Source organism: Massilia norwichensis (genome assembly GCF_024753245.1).
Classification (GTDB): domain Bacteria; phylum Pseudomonadota; class Gammaproteobacteria; order Burkholderiales; family Burkholderiaceae_D; genus Telluria; species Telluria norwichensis.
Genome location: NZ_JANUGX010000002.1, coordinates 221943 through 239709, shown reverse-complemented (window position 1 = coordinate 239709; position 17767 = coordinate 221943). Strand labels below are relative to the sequence as shown.

Sequence of the window (17767 nt, the reverse complement as noted above, 5' to 3'; positions counted from 1 at the left end):
ATTGTCACAAATCAAAAGTAATTATGAGGTATGCATACGTTAGCGATGCCGGCGCATCTGCGTTCGTCCACGCTTCCTGCGATAATTTCCCGATGAGCGCACTGACTTTTCACGCCGGGCCACTGGCCTTGGCCCGTATCCGCACGCATGGCCTGCGCGCAGAGGACATCGCCGTCGTTCCCGCCGCCGCCGGTGGTCCCAAGGGGCTGATCTTCCGCTCGCTCGACCAGTGGGTGTTCGGCGAGTGGTTTCCTTCGGCACCGCGCGAGCGCACCCTGATCGGCTCCTCGATCGGCACCTGGCGCATGGCCGCCGCCTGCCAGAAGGATCCGGTGCGGGCTTTCGAGCGCCTGGGCGAGCTGTACAGCGGCCAGCGCTACACCAGCACGAAACCGTCGCAGGAGCAGATCGACGAGGTGGTGCAGGGGCTGCTGAACGAATTCGTGCGCGGCCACGAGGACGACATCGTCAACCACCCGCACCACCGCCTGCACCTGCTGACCGTGCGCGGCAAGCGGCTGCTGTCCGCACCCGGTCACCGGTATGCGGAAATGAAGGGTTTTGCTGCGGCGGCCCTGCACAACCTGGCGTCGCGCGACCGCCTGGCGCATCTGATGGACCGCGTGGTGATCGGCGATGCGCGCGGCGGCGCCGCCTGGCTGCGCGACACATTCGACGGCTTCGCCACGCATTTCTCGCCCTTGAGCCGCCAGAACCTGGCGTCCGGCCTGCTGGCGTCCGGCACGCTGCCGATGCTGATGAACCCGGTGCGCGACATCGCCGGCGCGCCGCCGGGGCACTACTGGGATGGCGGCATCATCGATTACAACCTGGCGCTGCCGTATGCCCGCCTTACTCGGCAGGAGCCCGGATCGATCGTGTTCTATCCGCACTTCAGCGAGCACATCGTGCCGGGCTGGCTGGACAAGGCGCTGCCCTGGCGCCGCGCGGCGCGTGGACCGAACCGCGGCTGGCTGGACAATGTGCTGATCGTGGCGCCCAGCAGCGAGTTTTTAAGCAGGCTGCCGCGCGGGAAGCTGATCGACCGTAGCGACTTCAAGCATTACGGTTTGAACCACGATGCGCGGATTCTTGCCTGGAAGCAGGCGATGGATGCGGGGGAGCGCTTACGCGATGCATTCGCGGCATTTGTGAACAAGCCGGATTTGTCGCTGATTCGTCCGCTTTGAGCGAGCATTTGCAGTCTTTGGCGGCAAGCAGAGGTAGAATACGGGGTTTCGTAAATTCGACCCCTGAAAGCTTCCCATGAGTCTCAAATGCGGCATCGTCGGCCTGCCCAACGTCGGCAAGTCCACCCTGTTCAACGCCCTGACCAAGGCCGGCATCCCGGCTGAAAACTATCCGTTCTGCACCATCGAGCCGAACGTCGGCGTGGTCGAGGTGCCGGATCCGCGCATCGACCAGCTGGCCGCTATCGTCAAGCCGGAGCGCATCGTCAAGGCCATCGTCGAATTCGTCGACATCGCGGGCCTGGTGGCCGGCGCCTCGAAAGGCGAGGGCCTGGGCAACCAGTTCCTGTCGCACATCCGCGAAACCGACGCCATTGTCAACGTCGTGCGCTGCTTCGAAGATCCGAACGTGATCCACGTGGCCGGCAAGGTCAGCCCGATCGACGACATCGAAGTGATCCAGACCGAACTGGCGCTGGCCGACATGGGCACCGCCGAGAAAGTCCTGCACCGCGAGCAGAAGAAAGCCCGCGCCGGCGACAAGGACGCGATCAAGCTGTGCGCCATCATCGAAAAGCTGCTGCCGCACCTGAACGAAGGCCAGCCGGTCCGCACCCTGGGCCTGGACAAGGAAGACCTGGAACTGATCAAGCCGCTGTGCCTGATCACCAGCAAGCCGGCCATGTTCGTCGCCAACGTCTCGGAAAGCGGCTTCAAGGACAACCCGCTGCTGGACCAGCTGACCGAGTTCGCGAACAAGCAGAACGCCCCGATCGTCGCCATCTCGGCCGCCATCGAATCCGAAATCGCCAACCTGGACGACGAAGACAAGAAGGCCTTCCTGGACGACATGGGCATGGAAGAGCCGGGCCTGGACCGCCTGATCCGCGCCGCCTTCAAGCTGCTGGGTCTGCAGACCTATTTCACCGCCGGCGTGAAGGAAGTGCGCGCCTGGACCGTGCCGATCGGCGCCACCGCCCCGCAGGCCGCCGGCGTGATCCACACCGACTTCGAGCGCGGCTTCATTCGCGCGCAGACCATTTCCTTCGACGACTACATCGCGCTGAAGGGCGAGGCGGGTGCGAAGGAGGCGGGCAAGATGCGTGCCGAGGGCAAGGAATACATCGTCAAGGATGGCGATGTGCTGAACTTCCTGTTCAACGTCTGATCCAGCTTTACCGATAAAAAAGCCCCGTGCACCTGCTGGTGCCGGGGCTTTTTTCATGCCAAAGACGAAAACTCAGAAACCGTATTTCAAACCGACGCTGTAGACATCCGCCTTCGGCCCATTCTCCTTGCGTTTGCCATAACGCTCATACTCGACGACCGCAGCGACATTCTTGGTCAGCTTGTACTGCGCCCCCAGCCCGGCATACAGGCCGGTATCCCGCTCGGTATCGCGCAAGCCGATCTTCGGTATCGACACCTTGCGCACGCTGTACGACAGGCCGAACTTGCCGTATGCCGAGAAGTTCTCGTTGATCGGGACGGTGTACTTGCCAGCCGCGTAGCTGCGATACCCCTTCACCTGGCCGTCGGCGACCGTGCCTTGCTGGTTGCCGTCCCAGTAGAAGAAGTCGGCCGTGCGAAATCGCATGAAGCCGGCTTCGACGCCCCAGTTCCGGTCGAACGCGTAGCCGCCGAAGATCTTGGGATGGACCTTGAGGCCGCCGCCGATGGTATCGCCGACGGCGCTCGCGCCCAGGCCCATGTAGGCATGCGGCGCCGTGTCGGCAGTGGTGAGTGAAGTCGAAGCAGCGGTCTGGGCTTGGGCGGCGCCGACGGCGGACAGTCCTGCGAGCAGGGCAAACATCATCTTCTTCATGTCTGTTCCCCCCGGTCAGAACCCGAACTTCACCCCGGCACCGAAGATCCTGTTCTCCGGACCATTCCACGCCCGCTTGCCGTTGCGCTCATACTCGGCATACAGCGACACCCGCTCGGTCAATTTCGCATCGACACCGACCGCCGCATACACGCCGTTGTTGCTCTCCTTGAAGTTCCAGCCCGGCGCCGAGCTGCTGTAGCGGTATTCGCCATGGGACAGGCCGAGCTTGCCGTAGACCGAGGTCCGCTCGCTGAGCGCGTACTTGTACTTGGCGGCCGCGTAGACACTCGAGCTCTTGATATGCGCGGCGGTGTAGTCGGTGGTGCCCGGGACATAGAAACCGGTTTTGCCCAGGTGGGAATAACCTGCCTCGAGGCCCCAGTTCTGGTCGAATTCGTAGCCGCCGAAAATTTTCCAGGTGCGATCACGGTCACCCGACACCGAATCCTTGACCACACCGATACCGGTGCCCATGTAGAAATGCGGCGCCGTGTCGGCGGCATTTGTCGAAAGGGTCTGGGCCTGTGCCGCCCCCATGGCAAGCATCCCTGCGAGCACTGCAAACATCGTCTTTTTCATTTTTTTCCTTGGTTATCGTTGACTGTGCCCCGATGCACCGGCATCGCGACGGGAAAAACGATAGCAGCTTGTTTCTTTTGAAAAACTGTCTGATTAGTAAGGAAATGTGACGGTCGTGCATATAAATGACTGAAGAGTCAGATATGCATGTTGCCGAGATGGAAAAGATGGAAGACGTTGTGCGGTAGAGGCGGGGAGATGGCAGCAGATCGGGAAAACTACGCTGTTGCAAGTACTTACAATTCAAAACGGAGGCGGCAGGCACCGCCTCCGGTAAACAAGGTTCAGCCCAGCCGGTCCGCCAGATCCTGCGCCAACCCGCACATGGTCAAGGTCGGATTCCACGACCCCGAAGTCGGGAACAGCGCGCCACCCGTCACATACACGTTCCTGACCCCATGCGGCCGGTAATCCAGCCCAACCACCGAAGTAGAAGGATCGGCACCGATCCACAACGGCGACGCCTCGTGCACGATGATCGGCAGCCGGATCTGCTGGCGGCTCGGGCGCTCCGCCTGCCAGTAGCCCTCGGACTGGCCGGCGTCGACCCAGTACTCGATCTCCGGCGTCAAGCCGGTGCCGCGGCTGGCCAGGGCGGCGATGGTTTGATAAGTCGCTTCGTCGAGCACGTCCCACAGGCGCTCGTCCAGCGGGCCGGTCTGCAGCTGCAGGGTGATGTTGGCGGTCGGGTCGTGGTCGCCGTTCAGGCGGATCCAGTTGGCCTCGTTCTGCTCGCAGACTTCGCCCAGCGTCGCGCACACGAACAGCACGTAGTCTTCGGAGCCGCGCAGTTGGGCCGGTGATGCCACCGCGGCCGCATCCGGCGCCTCGTAGGCGATGGCGGCGGCGTCCTGCTCCGGGTGGCTGGAAGCGAAGGCGCTGGCCTGCACGTGGTATTGCAGGCCGTTGTCGGCGCGGCCGTGCAGGTAGTGCGCGCCCAGCTCCAGCGCGCCGAAAGAGTTAGCTTCTACTCACAACCACCGTGAACAGTGATGATCAAAGGTGAACCGGGCGACACCGAACTTGCTACGACCATTGAACTACTCGAAGCCAACCCATGTCCAACAAGACGCCATCTATGACCGCTTGCTGACATGCTTTTGGCCCATAGCATCCGTCTTGATCCGACTCCCGCCCAGCGCGATTACTTTGTGCGCGCGGCTGGGACGGCGCGCCGTGTGTGGAACTGGGCGCTCGCCGAATGGCTACACCAGGCAGCATTGGGCCAGAAGCCCAATGCGATGATGCTAAAAAAGCAGTTCAACGCCATCAAGTACACCGATCCAGTCTGGTTGGATGCCGATGGTAACCCCTGGCTGCGCAGCATCCATCGCGACGCCCACGCGCAGCCGTTCGCCAATCTCGCCAAGGCCTGGAGCCGCTACTTCGAAAGATGTCGCACCGGTGAAAGGGCGTATCCGCCGTGCTTCAAAAAGAAGGGACGCTGCAAAGATAGTTTTTACTTGGCGAATGATAAATTCAAGCTTGAGGAATGCACTGCTGTGCTGCCCAAGATCGGCCGCGTGGTGCTGCGCGAAGCATTGCGTTGGCCCGGCAAGATCCTCGGCGCGAGCGTGTCGCGCGAAGCGGACCACTGGTTCTTGTCAGTACAAGTCGAGGTGTTGGAGAAGGCCGCCATTCGGCGGCGCACTGCGAATGGTATAACCGGCGTCGATCTGGGCGTAAGCAGCGCCGCGACCCTCTCCGGTGGAGAGAAGATTACAGCGCCAAGGCCACTGCGAGGAGCGCTGCGGCGCTTGCGCATCCGATCGCGTCGCCTGTCGCGCAAACTCGAAAGCGCCAAGGTGATGATCGGCATCAGGGGCCGAGTCCCGAAGGGTACACGGCTGCCGGTATCAAAGAACCGTACCAAAGGGGCGAAGGCTTTAGCACGCTTGCACACCAGGGTAGCGCGGGTTCGCCGAGATTTTACGCACAAGCTCACGGCCCGTCTCTGCCGCGAAAACCAAGCGGTAGGGATTGAGGACCTGAACGTGAAGGGAATGCTGGCCAATGTCCGGCTGGCCCGCGCGATTGCGGATGTCGGCTTCTTCGAGATCCGGCGCCAGCTGCTATACAAGGCGCTACGCTTTGGCACCCGGATCGTGCTGGCGGACCGCTGGTACCCGTCCAGCAAGCTATGCTCCACATGCGGGACCAGAAACGGCGAGCTCACTTTGGATGAGCGGACCTGGACTTGCGCTAGCTGCGGTATAACCCATGACCGCGACGTAAATGCCGCCGTCAACCTGCAACGGATCGCCTCCGGCGCCCTAGGGACGCAATCGGCGCTACCCGAGGCGAGTCCGACGGCGACGTCGGTACTGCTGCCGGAATACATCCGGTAGCAGGCGGGAAAGTAACGCCTGTCAGGCACGAGCACGGTCAGCAGGACGGCTCGGGGCAGGAAGAGGACGAGGAACGCATTGTCCACGTCTTCGATAGCAGTTCATCAGCAGCGTGGCTGGCGCACATCGTCTCCATCGCCAGCATGATGCGCGTATTGCCCGAAGAGAGGCGGCCGCGGCCGGTCTACAGCGCTGGTGGGGCTGGTACCGATCATGATGGAATTCTAGCCGGCGATTGAGCAAGCACTCCAGCATTCCGGCTGGGTTTGTCACAAAACCGTTAAATTCCTGTCATTCTCCTGACATACGTCTCCACTATTCTGCCCAGCGATCGCCGCGCTACCGGTGCGGCCCCACTCACCTGATCTGGAGCTGACGTATGAATCCGAATACCGACCTGTCCCGCCGCCGCCTGCTGCGCCTGCTGGGTGCGACCCCGATGCTGCCGATCGGCGCCGGCACCGTGGCCGCCATGCTCGCCGGCTGCGGCGGCGGCGACGACAGCCCGGTGAGCACCGCACCGGGCACCCCGGTGGGGACCACGCCGCCGGCCGTGACCCTGTCCAGCGTGAGCTTCGGTGCGATGAACGCACCGACCCTCGCGGACGCCGCGGCCATGGCCACCACCTCGGTCGGCTCGACCATGACGGTCAACTTCAGCGACAGCAGCAAGCTGGATTTCAAGCTGTCCTATAAGCCCTTCTTCATCACCGGCGACATGGTCCCGAACGGCAGCGGCGGCACCATCCTGGCCGGCGGCTACTACGACATCAACAACAAGCCGATCATGGACACGACCGTGGCCGGTAAAGAGCGCCAGTTCTTCTCGGATTCGCCGGACGGCACCTCGCTCCTAACCGTGCCGAACGCGAAAGTGGCGGGCGTGAAGGGCAACACCGTGTTCGCGGTGGTCCAGTTCGAATACACCACCTGGGCCCAGGACGGCAAGACCGACATGTACGGCAAGCTGCCGTCGCCGATCGCCGTGCTGACCCTGGACCAGGACCCGGCCAACGGCAAACTGAGCCTGGTGAAGTACCACAACGTCGACACCTCCAGCGTGAACGGCCTGTGGATCACCTGCGGCGCCAGCCTGTCGCCCTGGGGCACCCACCTGTCGAGCGAGGAGTACGAGCCGAACGCCTTCACTGCCGCCGGCGAAGCCCAGTTCAAGGCCTTCAGCAAGAACCTGTACGGCGACGAGACCCGCGCCAACCCGTACAACTACGGCCACCTGCCGGAAATCACCGTCAACCTGGACGGCACCGCCAGCATCAAGAAGCACTACTGCATGGGCCGCATCTCGCACGAGCTGGTGCAGGTGCTGGGCGACAACCGCACCGTGATCATGGGCGACGACGCCACCAACAGCGGCTACTTCGTGTTCGTGGCCGACAAGGAAAAAGACCTGTCGAGCGGCACCCTGTACGTGGCCAAGGTCGGTGCCGGCTTCTCGCTGGACCCGGCAGCCGCCGCCGCACCGCTCACCTGGATCAAGCTGGGGTCTGCCACCAGCGACGAGATCCGCTCGCTGGCCGCCTCGATCAAGGCCACCGACATCATGGACGTCAAGACCAGCGATCCGCAGGACGCCAGCTATACCAAGGTTGCCGCCAACGGCCGCACCGAATGGCTGAAGCTCAAGCCGGGCATGGAAAAGGCGGCCGCCTTCCTCGAAACCCACCGCTACGCCTCGCTGGTCGGCGCATCGATGGGCCTCACCAAGATGGAAGGCACGACGGTTAACCTGAAGGACAAGATCGCCTACTCGGCCCTGCAGAACTGCCAGAGCTCGATGGTGGCCGGGAACGCGCTGAACGTGCCGGGCAACGGCATCTCGATCCCGAAAGCGGTCAATGCCGGCGCGGTCATGATGCTGAGCCTGAAGGGCGGCCAGAAGGATACGGCGGGTAACGCCATCAACAGCGAGTGGATGCCGGCCGACACCAAGGCGCTGCTGGTGGGCGAGGACATCGCCGCTGACGCGCTCGGCAATACCGCGAACCCGAACAAGGTGGGCAATCCGGACAACCTGAAGTTCTCGGAAAAGATGCGCACCCTGTTCATCGGCGAGGACAGCAGCCAGCACGTGAATAACTTCCTGTGGGCCTACAACGTCGACACCAAGCAGCTCTCGCGCCTGCTGTCGGTGCCGGCTGGCGGCGAATCGACCGGCCTGCACGCGGTCGACGACATCAACGGCTGGACCTACATCATGAGCAACTTCCAGCACGCGGGCGACTGGGGAGGCATCCACGCCAACGTGAAGACCACGCTGGACCCGCTGATCAAGGCCAACTACAAGGACAAGTTCGGTGCGGCCGTGGGTTACCTGACGGGTGAGCTGACGCAGTTCAAGCTGGCGAAGGCGTAAGCGAGCATCACGCGTGGGCTCGGGGAGCCCACCCTACGCACAGCCGGTAGGGTGGGCACCCCGTGCCCACGCCTGCGACTTCAGCGGAACATCGCCGCAAACTCTCTCACCGCGGCACTGGCATCTTCCGCCAGATACACACTGCTGATCGCCGCCACCAAGTCCGCCCCCGATTCCACCAGCGGGCGCGCATTCGCCACCGTCATCCCGCCGATCACCACCACCGGCACCGTCAATTGCCCCTTCGCCTGCGCGACAATCCCCGGCGGCGTGCTCACCTCGTACACCTTCACCTTCGACGGATAGAAGCCGCCGAAAGCCACATAGCTCGCCCCCGCATCCTGCGCGCTTCGTGCCAGTGCCAACTGGCCATAGCAGGACGCGCCGACGATCTTGTCCGGCCCGAGCGCCGCGCGCACCGCGGCCACCGGCGCGTCAAGGCCGCCGACGTGCACGCCATCCGCACCCAATTGCAGGCACAGGTCGACGTGGTCGTTGATGATGAGCGGCCGGTCGTGCTGGCGGCACAGCGCCAGCAGGGCAGCCGCCTGTTCCCGCCGCAGCGCGTCGGAAGCCGTCTTGTTGCGGTACTGGACCAGCGCCGCGCCGGCCTCCAGTGCACGGTTCGTCACCTCCAGCAGCCGCGCCGTGTCATCCCAGTCGGGTGTGACCAGATACAGTCCCTTCATGTCGATTTTCATGCTCACGCTCCCCGATGTTCGATCCGGCGCGGAATCTGCTGGCCGTCGGCGATGGCATACGCATCGGCCAGCGCCTGGTTGCAGCAGCGCTGGGCGCGTTCCAACGCCTGTGCCATCGTGTCACCCAGCGCCAGGCGTGCGGCCAGGGTGGCGGCCAGCGTGCAGCCGCTGCCGTGGAACTCGCCGGGCAGGCGCGGCCAGCGCCATTCGCGCACACCTTCGCGGCTGTGCCAGCGGTTGCATACCTCGTCACCGTCGGCATGGCCGCCGGTCACCAGCACATGCGGCACGTCGGTGCGGCCAAGCGCCGCCGCTTCCGGCAGGTTCGGCGTCAGCACGGTCGCCAGTGCCAGCAGCGGCGTCAGTGCCGCCAGCGCGTCGCCGCGCGCGAGCGGATCGCCGTGGCCGCTGGCCAGCACCGGGTCGAGCACCACCGGCAGCGCAGGCTGGGGCGCACGCAGCTGCAGGACGATGCCGGCGATGGCTTCGGCGTTCGCCAGGTTGCCGGGAATGCCCAGCTTGAGCGCGCGGATCGGCATGGTCTCCAGCAGCAGCGCGGCCTGGCGCGTGATCAGACCGGCATCGACCGGCGCCACTTCATGCACCCGCTGGTTGTCCTGCACCGTCAGCGCCGTCACGATCGGCAGCGCGTGTGCGCCTTGGGCGGCGATCGCTTCGATGTCGGCCTGGATGCCGGCCCCGCCGGACGGATCGAGTCCGGAAAACACCAGTACGCAGGGGCGCATGCTATGCAACCCCATTGACACGCCCCGCCATCGGCGACGAAGGCGATGCCGCGAAGCGTCGCGGCATCCGTCCCGCCAGGTAGGCTTCGCGGCCGGCCTGCACCGCCAGGCGCATCGCCCCCGCCATGCGCACCGGATCGCGGGCCAGGGCGATGGCGCTGTTCATCAGCACGCCGTCGCAGCCCAGTTCCATCGCCACGGCGGCGTCGGAAGCGGTGCCGACGCCGGCATCGACCAGCACCGGCACCTTGGCCTGCTCGATGATCAGCGAGAGGTTCCACGGATTCAGGATGCCCATGCCCGAGCCGATCAGGGAAGCCAGCGGCATCACCGCGGCCACGCCGATGTCCTCCAGCATCCGCGCCTGGATCGGGTCGTCGCTGCAATAGACCATCACGTCGAAGCCGTCGCGCACCAGTTCCTCAGCGGCGCGCAGGGTTTCGGGCATGTTGGGGAACAGGGTCTTCTCGTCGCCCAGGACTTCGAGTTTCACCAGCTTGTGCCCGTCCAGCAGTTCGCGCGCCAGCTGCAGGGTGTAGACCGCGTCGCGCGCCGTGTAGCAGCCGGCCGTATTCGGCAGGATGGTGTAGCGCGCGGGCGGCAGCGCATCGAGCAGATTCGGCGCATGCGGGTCCTGGCCGATATTCACGCGGCGGATCGCCACGGTGACGATCTCCGCGCCGGATGCCTCGGTGGCGGCGGCGGTCTGCGCCAGGTCCTGGTATTTGCCGCTGCCGACCAGCAGGCGCGAGCGGTATGTTTTGCCGGCGATGACGAGAGGCCGGTCCTGTATCTCATTCATGTGTTCTCCGATTTCGTGAGGGTTCAACCGCCGCCGATGGCGCGTACCACGTCCACCCGGTCGCGCGGGCGCAGCAGGGTGCTGCGCCAGTGCTCGCGCGGCACCACGCGGCGGTTCACGGCCAGCGCCACCGCCTGGCCGGACAGGCCGAGCGTCTCCACCAGCGCATGCAGGCTGGCGGCGCCCGGGAGCTGATGCGGTTCTCCGTTCAATTCGATTTCCAGCATGCTCAGGCCTTCTGATAGAGCTCGCCGCCCTTGCGCACGAATTCGACCGCCTTTTCCTGCATGCCGCCGGCCGCGTATTCGCGCACTTCCTGCGTGATCTTCATCGAGCAGAAATGCGGCCCGCACATCGAGCAGAAGTGGGCGACCTTGCTCGACTCCTTGGGTAGGGTCTCGTCGTGGAACTCGCGCGCCTTGTCCGGATCGAGGCCGAGGTTGAACTGGTCTTCCCAGCGGAATTCGAAGCGCGCCTTGGACAGGGCGTTGTCGCGGATTTGCGCGCCCGGATGCCCCTTCGCCAGGTCGGCGGCGTGGGCGGCGATCTTGTAGGTGATGATGCCGTCCTTGACGTCGTCCTTGTCGGGCAGGCCCAGGTGCTCCTTCGGCGTCACGTAGCACAGCATGGCGGTGCCGTACCAGCCGATGTTGGCGGCGCCGATGCCCGAGGTGATGTGGTCGTAGCCCGGCGCGATGTCGGTGGTGAGCGGCCCGAGCGTGTAGAAGGGCGCTTCGTGGCACTGCGCCAGCTGCAGGTCCATGTTCTCCTTGATCAGCTGCAGCGGCACGTGGCCCGGGCCTTCGATCATGGTCTGCACATCGTGCTGCCAGGCGATTTGCGTGAGCTCGCCGAGGGTGTGCAGCTCGGCCAGCTGGGCTTCGTCGTTGGCGTCGTAGATGGAACCGGGGCGCAGGCCGTCGCCTAAGCTGAAGGCGACATCGTAGGCCTTCATGATCTCGCAGATCTCTTCGAAATGCGTGTAGAGGAAGGATTCGCGGTGGTGCGCCAGGCACCACTTGGCCATGATCGAGCCGCCGCGCGAGACGATGCCGGTCAGGCGATTCGCCGTCATCGGAATGAAGGGCAAGCGCACGCCAGCGTGGATGGTGAAGTAGTCGACGCCCTGTTCCGCCTGTTCGATCAGGGTGTCGCGGTAGATCTCCCAGCTCAGTTCCTCGGCCTTGCCGTTCACCTTTTCCAGCGCCTGGTAGAGCGGCACGGTGCCGATCGGGACCGGGCTGTTGCGGATGATCCATTCGCGCGTTTCGTGGATATGTTTGCCGGTCGAGAGGTCCATCACCGTATCGCCGCCCCAGCGGATGGCCCAGGTCATCTTCTCGACTTCCTCGCCGATGGAGGAGGTGACGGCCGAGTTGCCGATGTTGGCGTTGATTTTGACGAGGAAGTTGCGGCCGATAATCATCGGCTCGGATTCCGGATGGTTGATGTTGGCCGGCAGGATGGCGCGGCCGCGGGCGATCTCGTCGCGTACGAATTCGGGCGTGATTTCGTGCTGGATGGCCGCGCCGAAGGGCTGGCCCGGATGCTGGCGGCCCAGCAGCGCCGCCATGCGCTCCCCGGTCGGGCCGGCGGATCGCAGATTTTGAAGATATTCCTGGCGCCGCAGGTTCTCGCGGATGGCGACGAACTCCATCTCGGGCGTCACGATGCCTTGCCGCGCATAGTGCATCTGGGTGACGTTGCGCCCGCCGGCGGCACGGCGCGGCCGGCGCTGCAGGTCGAAGCGGAGCTCGGCCAGTTTCGGATCGTTCAGGCGCGCCTGGCCGTAGCTGGAGGACGGTCCGGCCAGTTCGACGGTGTCGCCGCGCTCGCGAATCCAATTGCTGCGCGGGCAGGGCAGGCCGGCGCGGATGTCGATGCGGAGGTCCGGGTCGGTATAGGGACCGGAGGTGTCGTAGACCCAGACCGGCGGGTTGGCTTCGAAGCCGAAGGACGCCGGCGTCGGCGACTGCTGGATCTCGCGCATCGGTACCCGGAGGTCGGGACGCGAGCCGGTCACGTAGACCTTGCGCGAATTGGGGAGGGGCGTCACGGCCGCGGCATCGACCGTGGCGCTGGCGGACAGGAATTTCGGATCGGCGTTCAATTGCACTCCTTATGGCAGCTGAAGATCGGCGATCCAGCTCGGAGGAGTGCAAAGGAGGCGCAGGCGCGAGGGCGTGCGCGGTCTCTGTAGCTTCCCTTCGCTGGCATTATCCAGATCAGGTTCGGAGGGTATTTCTCACCCGCGGCCGATGCTGTTGCGATCGGCGCAGGACCCCTAGCGTTGTTGTTGCCTCGTTCGTTTCGGATTGAGGCGACGGCGGGAGTGTACGTCGGATTCGGGACCTTGGCAATGGAGGCAGGAAGGCGTGACAATGCGCGTATTTTGGGATCCAGCAAGGTGATAAGCTCATTCGTCATGAATAAAATGACCAAGCTACACAGCCTCGTGTTCGCCCTGCTGGCCCTCGGCGCCGGCGCATCCCAGGCATGTTACGCGCCGCCACAGGCGCAACTCATCGGGCCTGGCGAACAGGTGCAACTGGCGGCGGACGTCGCGCTCGGCCAGGTCATCGGCGCCACGCCCCTCGGAGATTACCTGGTCGAATACCGCTTCCTGACGATCGAGCAGCTGGCGGGCGTCGAGCAGAAGACGTTCACGGTGGTCGGCGGTCCCGAAGGGTTCAACAACAAGGACACCAGCTTCAGCGGCCACACGGATCCCCGGTTCTGGGCCCGTGGCGGCGGCCGTACGATGAACGGATCCGATTGCGTACTGCGCCCGGGTTTCGTCGTCGGCAACAGCTATCTCGTGTTCCTCGGCGCGGCGCCGACCTGGCGCAGTTTCGAAAAAATCGACATGGTCGACGGCCGGCCCGACCCCGGCGACCAATGGCTGGCCTACGTGAAGACCGCGCTCGGCCCCTGGCGCACGGCTGCGGCCCACTAAACGTCGCGGCGTTTTGGTGCGATACTATGCAGCCCGAGTGAATCGAACGCCGCAATGCCGACCCTGTCGCAACTCCTGCTGTACCCGATCAAATCCTGCGCCGGCATGGCGGTGCAGGAAGCCACCCTGCTGGAAACCGGCCTGGCCGCGCACGGCGTGCACGACCGCGAATGGATGCTGGTCACGGAAACCGGCCAGTTCCTGACCCAGCGCGAGTTTCCGCGCATGGCCCTGATCCGGCCGCGTCCGGACGGCGGCAACCTGCGCGTCAGCAGCCCCGGCATGGGCGACCTGCTGCTGCCGCTGGCCTGGGACGGCTCGGCGCCCACCCGTTACGTCCAGATCTGGGACGACTCGGTGAACGCGGCCGACTGCGGCGACGTGGCCGGCAACTGGTTCACCGAAGCGCTCGACACCCGCGAGCGCGTGCGCCTGGTGCGCTTCCACCATGACGTCGTGCGTCCTACCAGCGTCAAGTGGACCGAGGGCGTGCCCTCGCAGACGCGCTTCGCCGACGCCTACCCGCTGCTGCTGATCGGCCAGTCCTCGCTCGACGACGTGAATGTCCGCCTGCGCGCGGCCGGGCGCGACGCCGTGCCGATGGACCGCTTCCGCCCGAACCTGGTGGTGGCCGGGCTGGAAGCCTTCGAGGAGGACTACACCGCCTTCCTCAGCACCGGCGCGGCCGAGATCCGTCCGGTCAAACCCTGCGCACGCTGCCCGATTCCCGCGATCGACCAGGCCACCGGCGTGGCCGGCCCCGACCCGCTCGACATCCTGCAAACCTACCGCGCCAACCCGAAGATGGACGGCGCGGTCTGCCTGGGCATGAACTGCATCGTCTCCGCCGGCGCCGGCAGCCGGCTGCGCGTGGGGCAGGAACTGGCGGCCGAACTCGCATTCTGACAACGTTCCGCTACAGTTTCGATTTGCATTGCGGCCGAGTTGGCGTAATGTAAGGGCTCATTGCTGAAAGGAATGTCCATGCATGAGCAGCAGGGCGCCAGTGTGCGCGAACTGATGGCCGAGAATGCGGCACTGCGCAGGCAGCTCGCCAGCCTGATCGACCAGGCCGAAAGCAATCACGCGATCATGATGCGCCACCAGGCCTTCGATCTCGACATCGTGGGCGCGGGCAGCTTCCAGGAACTGGTCGCCACCATCTTCCGCCAGCTGCCGATCGTCTCCAGCCTCGATATCGTGACCCTGTCGCTGGTCGACGCCGGCTCGGACATCTTCACGGTGATGCACAAGCTGGGCGTGGACTTCGACGCTTTACCCAATCTGCAATTCCATGAACACCCGGAAGCGCTGGGCTTCGAACTCGCGCCGGGCCGCACGTCGCGGCCGAAACTGCTGCCCTACCACCCGGTCAGCCATGCTTCGGCCTTTCCGCTGCCGCCCGCCGGCCTGGCCAGCGTGGCGCTGGTGCCGCTGCTGCGCAACCGCCGCCTGATCGGCAGCCTGAATCTGGGCAGCCGCGATCCGAGCCGCTTCACGCCGCTGCTGGGCACCGATTTCGTCGAGCACATGGGATCGATCATCGCGATCTGCCTCGAGAACGTGATCAGCAACGAGATGCTGAAGTACATCGGCCTGACCGATGCGCTGACCGGCGTCTACAACCGCCGCTACATGGACCGCCGCCTGGTCGAGGAGATTGCCAGGGCCCGCCGCCAGTCCTACCGCGTGTCCTGCATGTACATCGACGTCGATCACTTCAAGCAGGTCAACGACAGGTATGGACACCAGGCCGGCGACGACGTGCTGCGCGAAGTGGCGTCCCGCATCAAGGCCGAACTGCGCATGTCGGATGCGCTGGGCCGCTTCGGCGGCGAGGAATTCGTGGGGCTGCTGATCGACGCCGACCTGGAAAGCGCCAGCATGGTGGCGCAGCGCATCCGCGCCAGCGTGGCCGACCAGGCTTTCCTGCTGGCGGAAGGGGAGGCGCTGCCGGTGACGGTGTCGATCGGCGTGGCGACGCTGGACGACTTCGGGCGCGAGCATGCGGTCGAGACCATGGCGCAAGCGCTGGTGGCGCAGGCTGACGAGGCCTTGTACGAGGCCAAGCAGCAGGGCAGGAACAGGGTCGTCAGCGCGTGACGCGTGCGCTCGGGGAGCGCACCCTACAGCGTGACGTAGGGTGCGCTCCCCGAGCGCACGCATCACGCTTCCACATCAACGCAGCAAACGCCCCTCGGCCCGGCTGACCGCCATCCCAGTCCCGCGCAGCACCACCACATCGCCGGCGCGCAGCTCGGTATCCTGGTCCGGCTCGATGCGCTGGTTACCGCGCCTCAGCGCCGTCACCTCCGCGCCCACTTCATCCAGCCCCAGGTCGCCGATGCAGCGTCCGACCCCGCCGGCATCGTCGGCCAGCACCACCGAATGCAGGCGTACGTAGCTGTGCTCCGGGTCTTCGCGGACGTCGCCGGCGCCGTGGAAGAAGCCGCGCAGCGAGGCGTAGCGCTCGTCGCGCGCGGCCTGCACGCGGTGCACCACGCGGCGCAGTGGCACGCCCATCACCACCAGCGCGTGCGAGGCCAGCATCAGGCTCGATTCCAGGGCTTCCGGCACGACCTCGGTGGCACCGGCGCGTTTCAGGATATCGAGTTCGGTATCGTCGTGGGCACGCACGATCACCGGCAGCTTGGGCGCCAGCTCGTGCACCAGATGCAGCACCTTGAGTGCCAGGCGGGTGTCGGCAAAGGTGATCACCAGCGCGCTGGCGCGGTTGATGCCGGCCGCGATCAGCGCTTCGCGGCGCGAACAGTCGCCATAGGAGACGTTGGCGCCGGCCGCGCGCGCTTCCTGGACGCGTTCGGGGTCGAGGTCGAGCGCATACCAGGGCAGCTTTTCTTCCGACAGCAGGGTGGCCAGGCTTTGCCCGCTGCGCCCGAAGCCGGCGATGATCACGTGCTTCTGCGCCGCCATCGTGCGGCTCGCGATCTGGGTCAGCTGCAACGACTGCAGCATCCACTCGTTGGACGCGACCTTCATCGCGATCCGGTCCATGTTGGCGATGACGAAAGGCGCGACCAGCATCGACAGCACCATCGAGGCCAGCACCAGCTGGATCAGGAAGGGATCGATCAGCTTCGAGCCGGAGGCCAGGTTCAGCAGCACGAAGCCGAACTCGCCGGCCTGGGCCAGCGCCAGGCCGGTGCGCATCGCCACGCCGTCGGACGAGCCGAAGGCCTTGGCCAGCGCTGCGATCAGGGCAAACTTCAGCAGCACCGGCAGCACCAGCAGCGCCAGCACCAGCCACCAGTTGGCCAGCACCAGCTCGAGGTTGAGCAGCATGCCGATACTGATGAAGAACAGGCCGAGCAGCACGTCGCGGAAGGGCTTGATGTCTTCTTCCACCTGGTGTTTATATTGGGTCTCGGAGATCAGCATGCCGGCCACGAAAGCGCCCAGCGCCATCGACAGGCCGGCGCGTTCCGTGATCCAGGCCGCGCCCAGCGTCACCAGCAGCAGGTTCAGCATGAACAGCTCCTGCGAGCGGCGCTTGGCCACCACGGTGAACCACCTGCGCATCCACTTCTGGCCGAAGAACAGCAGCAGCGCCAGCACGCCGGCGGCCTTGACCGCGGCCCAGCCCAGGTTCATCGCCAATTCCTCGGCCGGCCGTGCCAGCGAGGGGATCAGGATCAGCAGCGGCACCACCGCGAGGTCTTGAAACAGCAGGATCCCGATGATGCGGCGACCGTGCTCGCTTTCCAGTTCCAGGCGTTCGGTCAGCATCTTGGAGACGATCGCGGTGGACGACATCGCCAGCGCACCGCCCAGCGCCAGCGCGGCCTGCCAGCCGACGTTCAGCGGCGCCGGCAGGCGCGGGCTAAGGAAGGCGACCAGCATGGTGAGGAGGATGGTAAGCGTGACCTGGGCCAGGCCGAGCCCGAACACGATGCGCCGCATCGCCCGCAACTGGGCCAGCGAGAATTCGAGGCCGATCGAGAACATCAGGAACACGACGCCGAATTCGGCCAGCGCGTGGGTGGTGGGGCCGTTGTCGGCCAGTTGCAGGGCGTGTGGCCCGATCAGCACACCCACCGCCAGGTAACCCAGCATCGGGGGCAGGTGCAGCATCCGGAACGCGACCACGCCGAGGACGGCGCTGCCCAGTAAAAGTAGGGTTAGTTCAAGGCCGGATGTCATGCGGGGCTATCGTTCAGGTCCTGTAAATATGTGCACTCGGTTACATCTGGCAAGTTTTTTGCTTTCTCAATTCGGCTATACT

The 17767-nt window shown here is 65.0% G+C and carries 16 protein-coding genes and 1 riboswitch; of the genes, 7 read left to right on the top strand and 9 right to left on the bottom strand.

All coding sequences use genetic code 11. The features are described from left to right. Nucleotides 1–92: 92 nt before the first annotated feature. Complete coding sequence (locus tag NX782_RS02835; RefSeq protein WP_258843982.1) at nucleotides 93–1190, top strand: patatin-like phospholipase family protein; 1098 nt, start codon at nucleotides 93–95, stop codon at nucleotides 1188–1190. A 76-nt stretch (nucleotides 1191–1266) separates the two neighbouring features. After that, nucleotides 1267–2358 carry a redox-regulated ATPase YchF gene (gene ychF / locus NX782_RS02830; RefSeq protein WP_258843981.1) on the top strand — a complete coding sequence of 364 codons (1092 nt, stop codon included), beginning with the start codon at nucleotides 1267–1269 and terminating at the stop codon, nucleotides 2356–2358. A gap of 72 nt (nucleotides 2359–2430) precedes the next feature. Here the strand turns inward: ychF and NX782_RS02825 are convergent, their stop codons facing one another. The 3 genes from NX782_RS02825 to NX782_RS02815 all read right to left on the bottom strand — a co-directional run bounded on the left by NX782_RS02825 (nucleotide 2431) and on the right by NX782_RS02815 (nucleotide 4487). Continuing rightward, nucleotides 2431–3015: a porin family protein gene (locus NX782_RS02825; protein ID WP_258843980.1), complete on the bottom strand. Its 585-nt coding sequence runs from the start codon at nucleotides 3013–3015 to the stop codon at nucleotides 2431–2433. Between the two features lie 15 nt (nucleotides 3016–3030). Next, nucleotides 3031–3597 carry a porin family protein gene (locus NX782_RS02820; RefSeq protein ID WP_258843979.1) on the bottom strand — a complete coding sequence of 189 codons (567 nt, stop codon included), beginning with the start codon at nucleotides 3595–3597 and terminating at the stop codon, nucleotides 3031–3033. Nucleotides 3598–3881: 284 nt separating this feature from the next. Next, nucleotides 3882–4487 (bottom strand): GMC oxidoreductase, encoded by a 606-nt coding sequence (locus tag NX782_RS02815; RefSeq protein ID WP_258843978.1) that lies wholly within the window; start codon nucleotides 4485–4487, stop codon nucleotides 3882–3884. A 210-nt stretch (nucleotides 4488–4697) separates the two neighbouring features. On the opposite strand from NX782_RS02815, the gene NX782_RS02810 reads away from it, so the two are divergent. Together NX782_RS02810 and NX782_RS02805 are read left to right on the top strand one after the other, a co-directional pair. After that, nucleotides 4698–5945, top strand: a complete 1248-nt coding sequence (locus tag NX782_RS02810; RefSeq protein WP_258843977.1) for an RNA-guided endonuclease InsQ/TnpB family protein — start codon at nucleotides 4698–4700, stop codon at nucleotides 5943–5945. A 379-nt stretch (nucleotides 5946–6324) separates the two neighbouring features. Next, nucleotides 6325–8319: a PhoX family protein gene (locus tag NX782_RS02805; protein WP_258843976.1), complete on the top strand. Its 1995-nt coding sequence runs from the start codon at nucleotides 6325–6327 to the stop codon at nucleotides 8317–8319. An 80-nt stretch (nucleotides 8320–8399) separates the two neighbouring features. Here NX782_RS02805 and thiE read toward each other — a convergent pair whose 3' ends face one another. The 5 genes from thiE to thiC are packed head-to-tail and all read right to left on the bottom strand — an operon-like array spanning nucleotide 8400 to nucleotide 12678. Continuing rightward, nucleotides 8400–9020, bottom strand: coding sequence for a thiamine phosphate synthase (gene thiE / locus NX782_RS02800; protein ID WP_258843975.1), 621 nt, complete (start codon nucleotides 9018–9020; stop codon nucleotides 8400–8402). Nucleotides 9021–9022: 2 nt separating this feature from the next. After that, nucleotides 9023–9766 (bottom strand): bifunctional hydroxymethylpyrimidine kinase/phosphomethylpyrimidine kinase, encoded by a 744-nt coding sequence (gene thiD, locus NX782_RS02795; RefSeq protein ID WP_258843974.1) that lies wholly within the window; start codon nucleotides 9764–9766, stop codon nucleotides 9023–9025. Nucleotide 9767: 1 nt separating this feature from the next. Continuing rightward, nucleotides 9768–10568 (bottom strand): thiazole synthase, encoded by an 801-nt coding sequence (locus NX782_RS02790; protein WP_258843973.1) that lies wholly within the window; start codon nucleotides 10566–10568, stop codon nucleotides 9768–9770. Nucleotides 10569–10591: 23 nt separating this feature from the next. Further along, nucleotides 10592–10795 (bottom strand): sulfur carrier protein ThiS, encoded by a 204-nt coding sequence (thiS, locus tag NX782_RS02785; RefSeq protein ID WP_258843972.1) that lies wholly within the window; start codon nucleotides 10793–10795, stop codon nucleotides 10592–10594. Nucleotides 10796–10797: 2 nt separating this feature from the next. Then, entirely contained in the window at nucleotides 10798–12678 is a 1881-nt protein-coding gene (gene thiC / locus NX782_RS02780; protein ID WP_258843971.1) for a phosphomethylpyrimidine synthase ThiC, read from the bottom strand. Between the two features lie 75 nt (nucleotides 12679–12753). Continuing rightward, a riboswitch (TPP riboswitch) is annotated at nucleotides 12754–12864 on the bottom strand. A 138-nt stretch (nucleotides 12865–13002) separates the two neighbouring features. On the opposite strand from thiC, the gene NX782_RS02775 reads away from it, so the two are divergent. The 3 genes from NX782_RS02775 to NX782_RS02765 all read left to right on the top strand — a co-directional run bounded on the left by NX782_RS02775 (nucleotide 13003) and on the right by NX782_RS02765 (nucleotide 15627). After that, nucleotides 13003–13524, top strand: coding sequence for a hypothetical protein (locus NX782_RS02775; RefSeq protein ID WP_258843970.1), 522 nt, complete (start codon nucleotides 13003–13005; stop codon nucleotides 13522–13524). A gap of 54 nt (nucleotides 13525–13578) precedes the next feature. Further along, on the top strand, nucleotides 13579–14430 hold the full coding sequence (locus tag NX782_RS02770; RefSeq protein WP_258843969.1) for an MOSC domain-containing protein: 852 nt from the start codon (nucleotides 13579–13581) through the stop codon (nucleotides 14428–14430). Between the two features lie 78 nt (nucleotides 14431–14508). Continuing rightward, nucleotides 14509–15627 (top strand): GGDEF domain-containing protein, encoded by a 1119-nt coding sequence (locus tag NX782_RS02765; protein ID WP_258843968.1) that lies wholly within the window; start codon nucleotides 14509–14511, stop codon nucleotides 15625–15627. A gap of 75 nt (nucleotides 15628–15702) precedes the next feature. On the opposite strand, the gene NX782_RS02760 is transcribed toward NX782_RS02765, so the two are convergent. After that, nucleotides 15703–17685 (bottom strand): monovalent cation:proton antiporter family protein, encoded by a 1983-nt coding sequence (locus NX782_RS02760; RefSeq protein WP_258843967.1) that lies wholly within the window; start codon nucleotides 17683–17685, stop codon nucleotides 15703–15705. Nucleotides 17686–17767 lie beyond the last annotated feature (82 nt).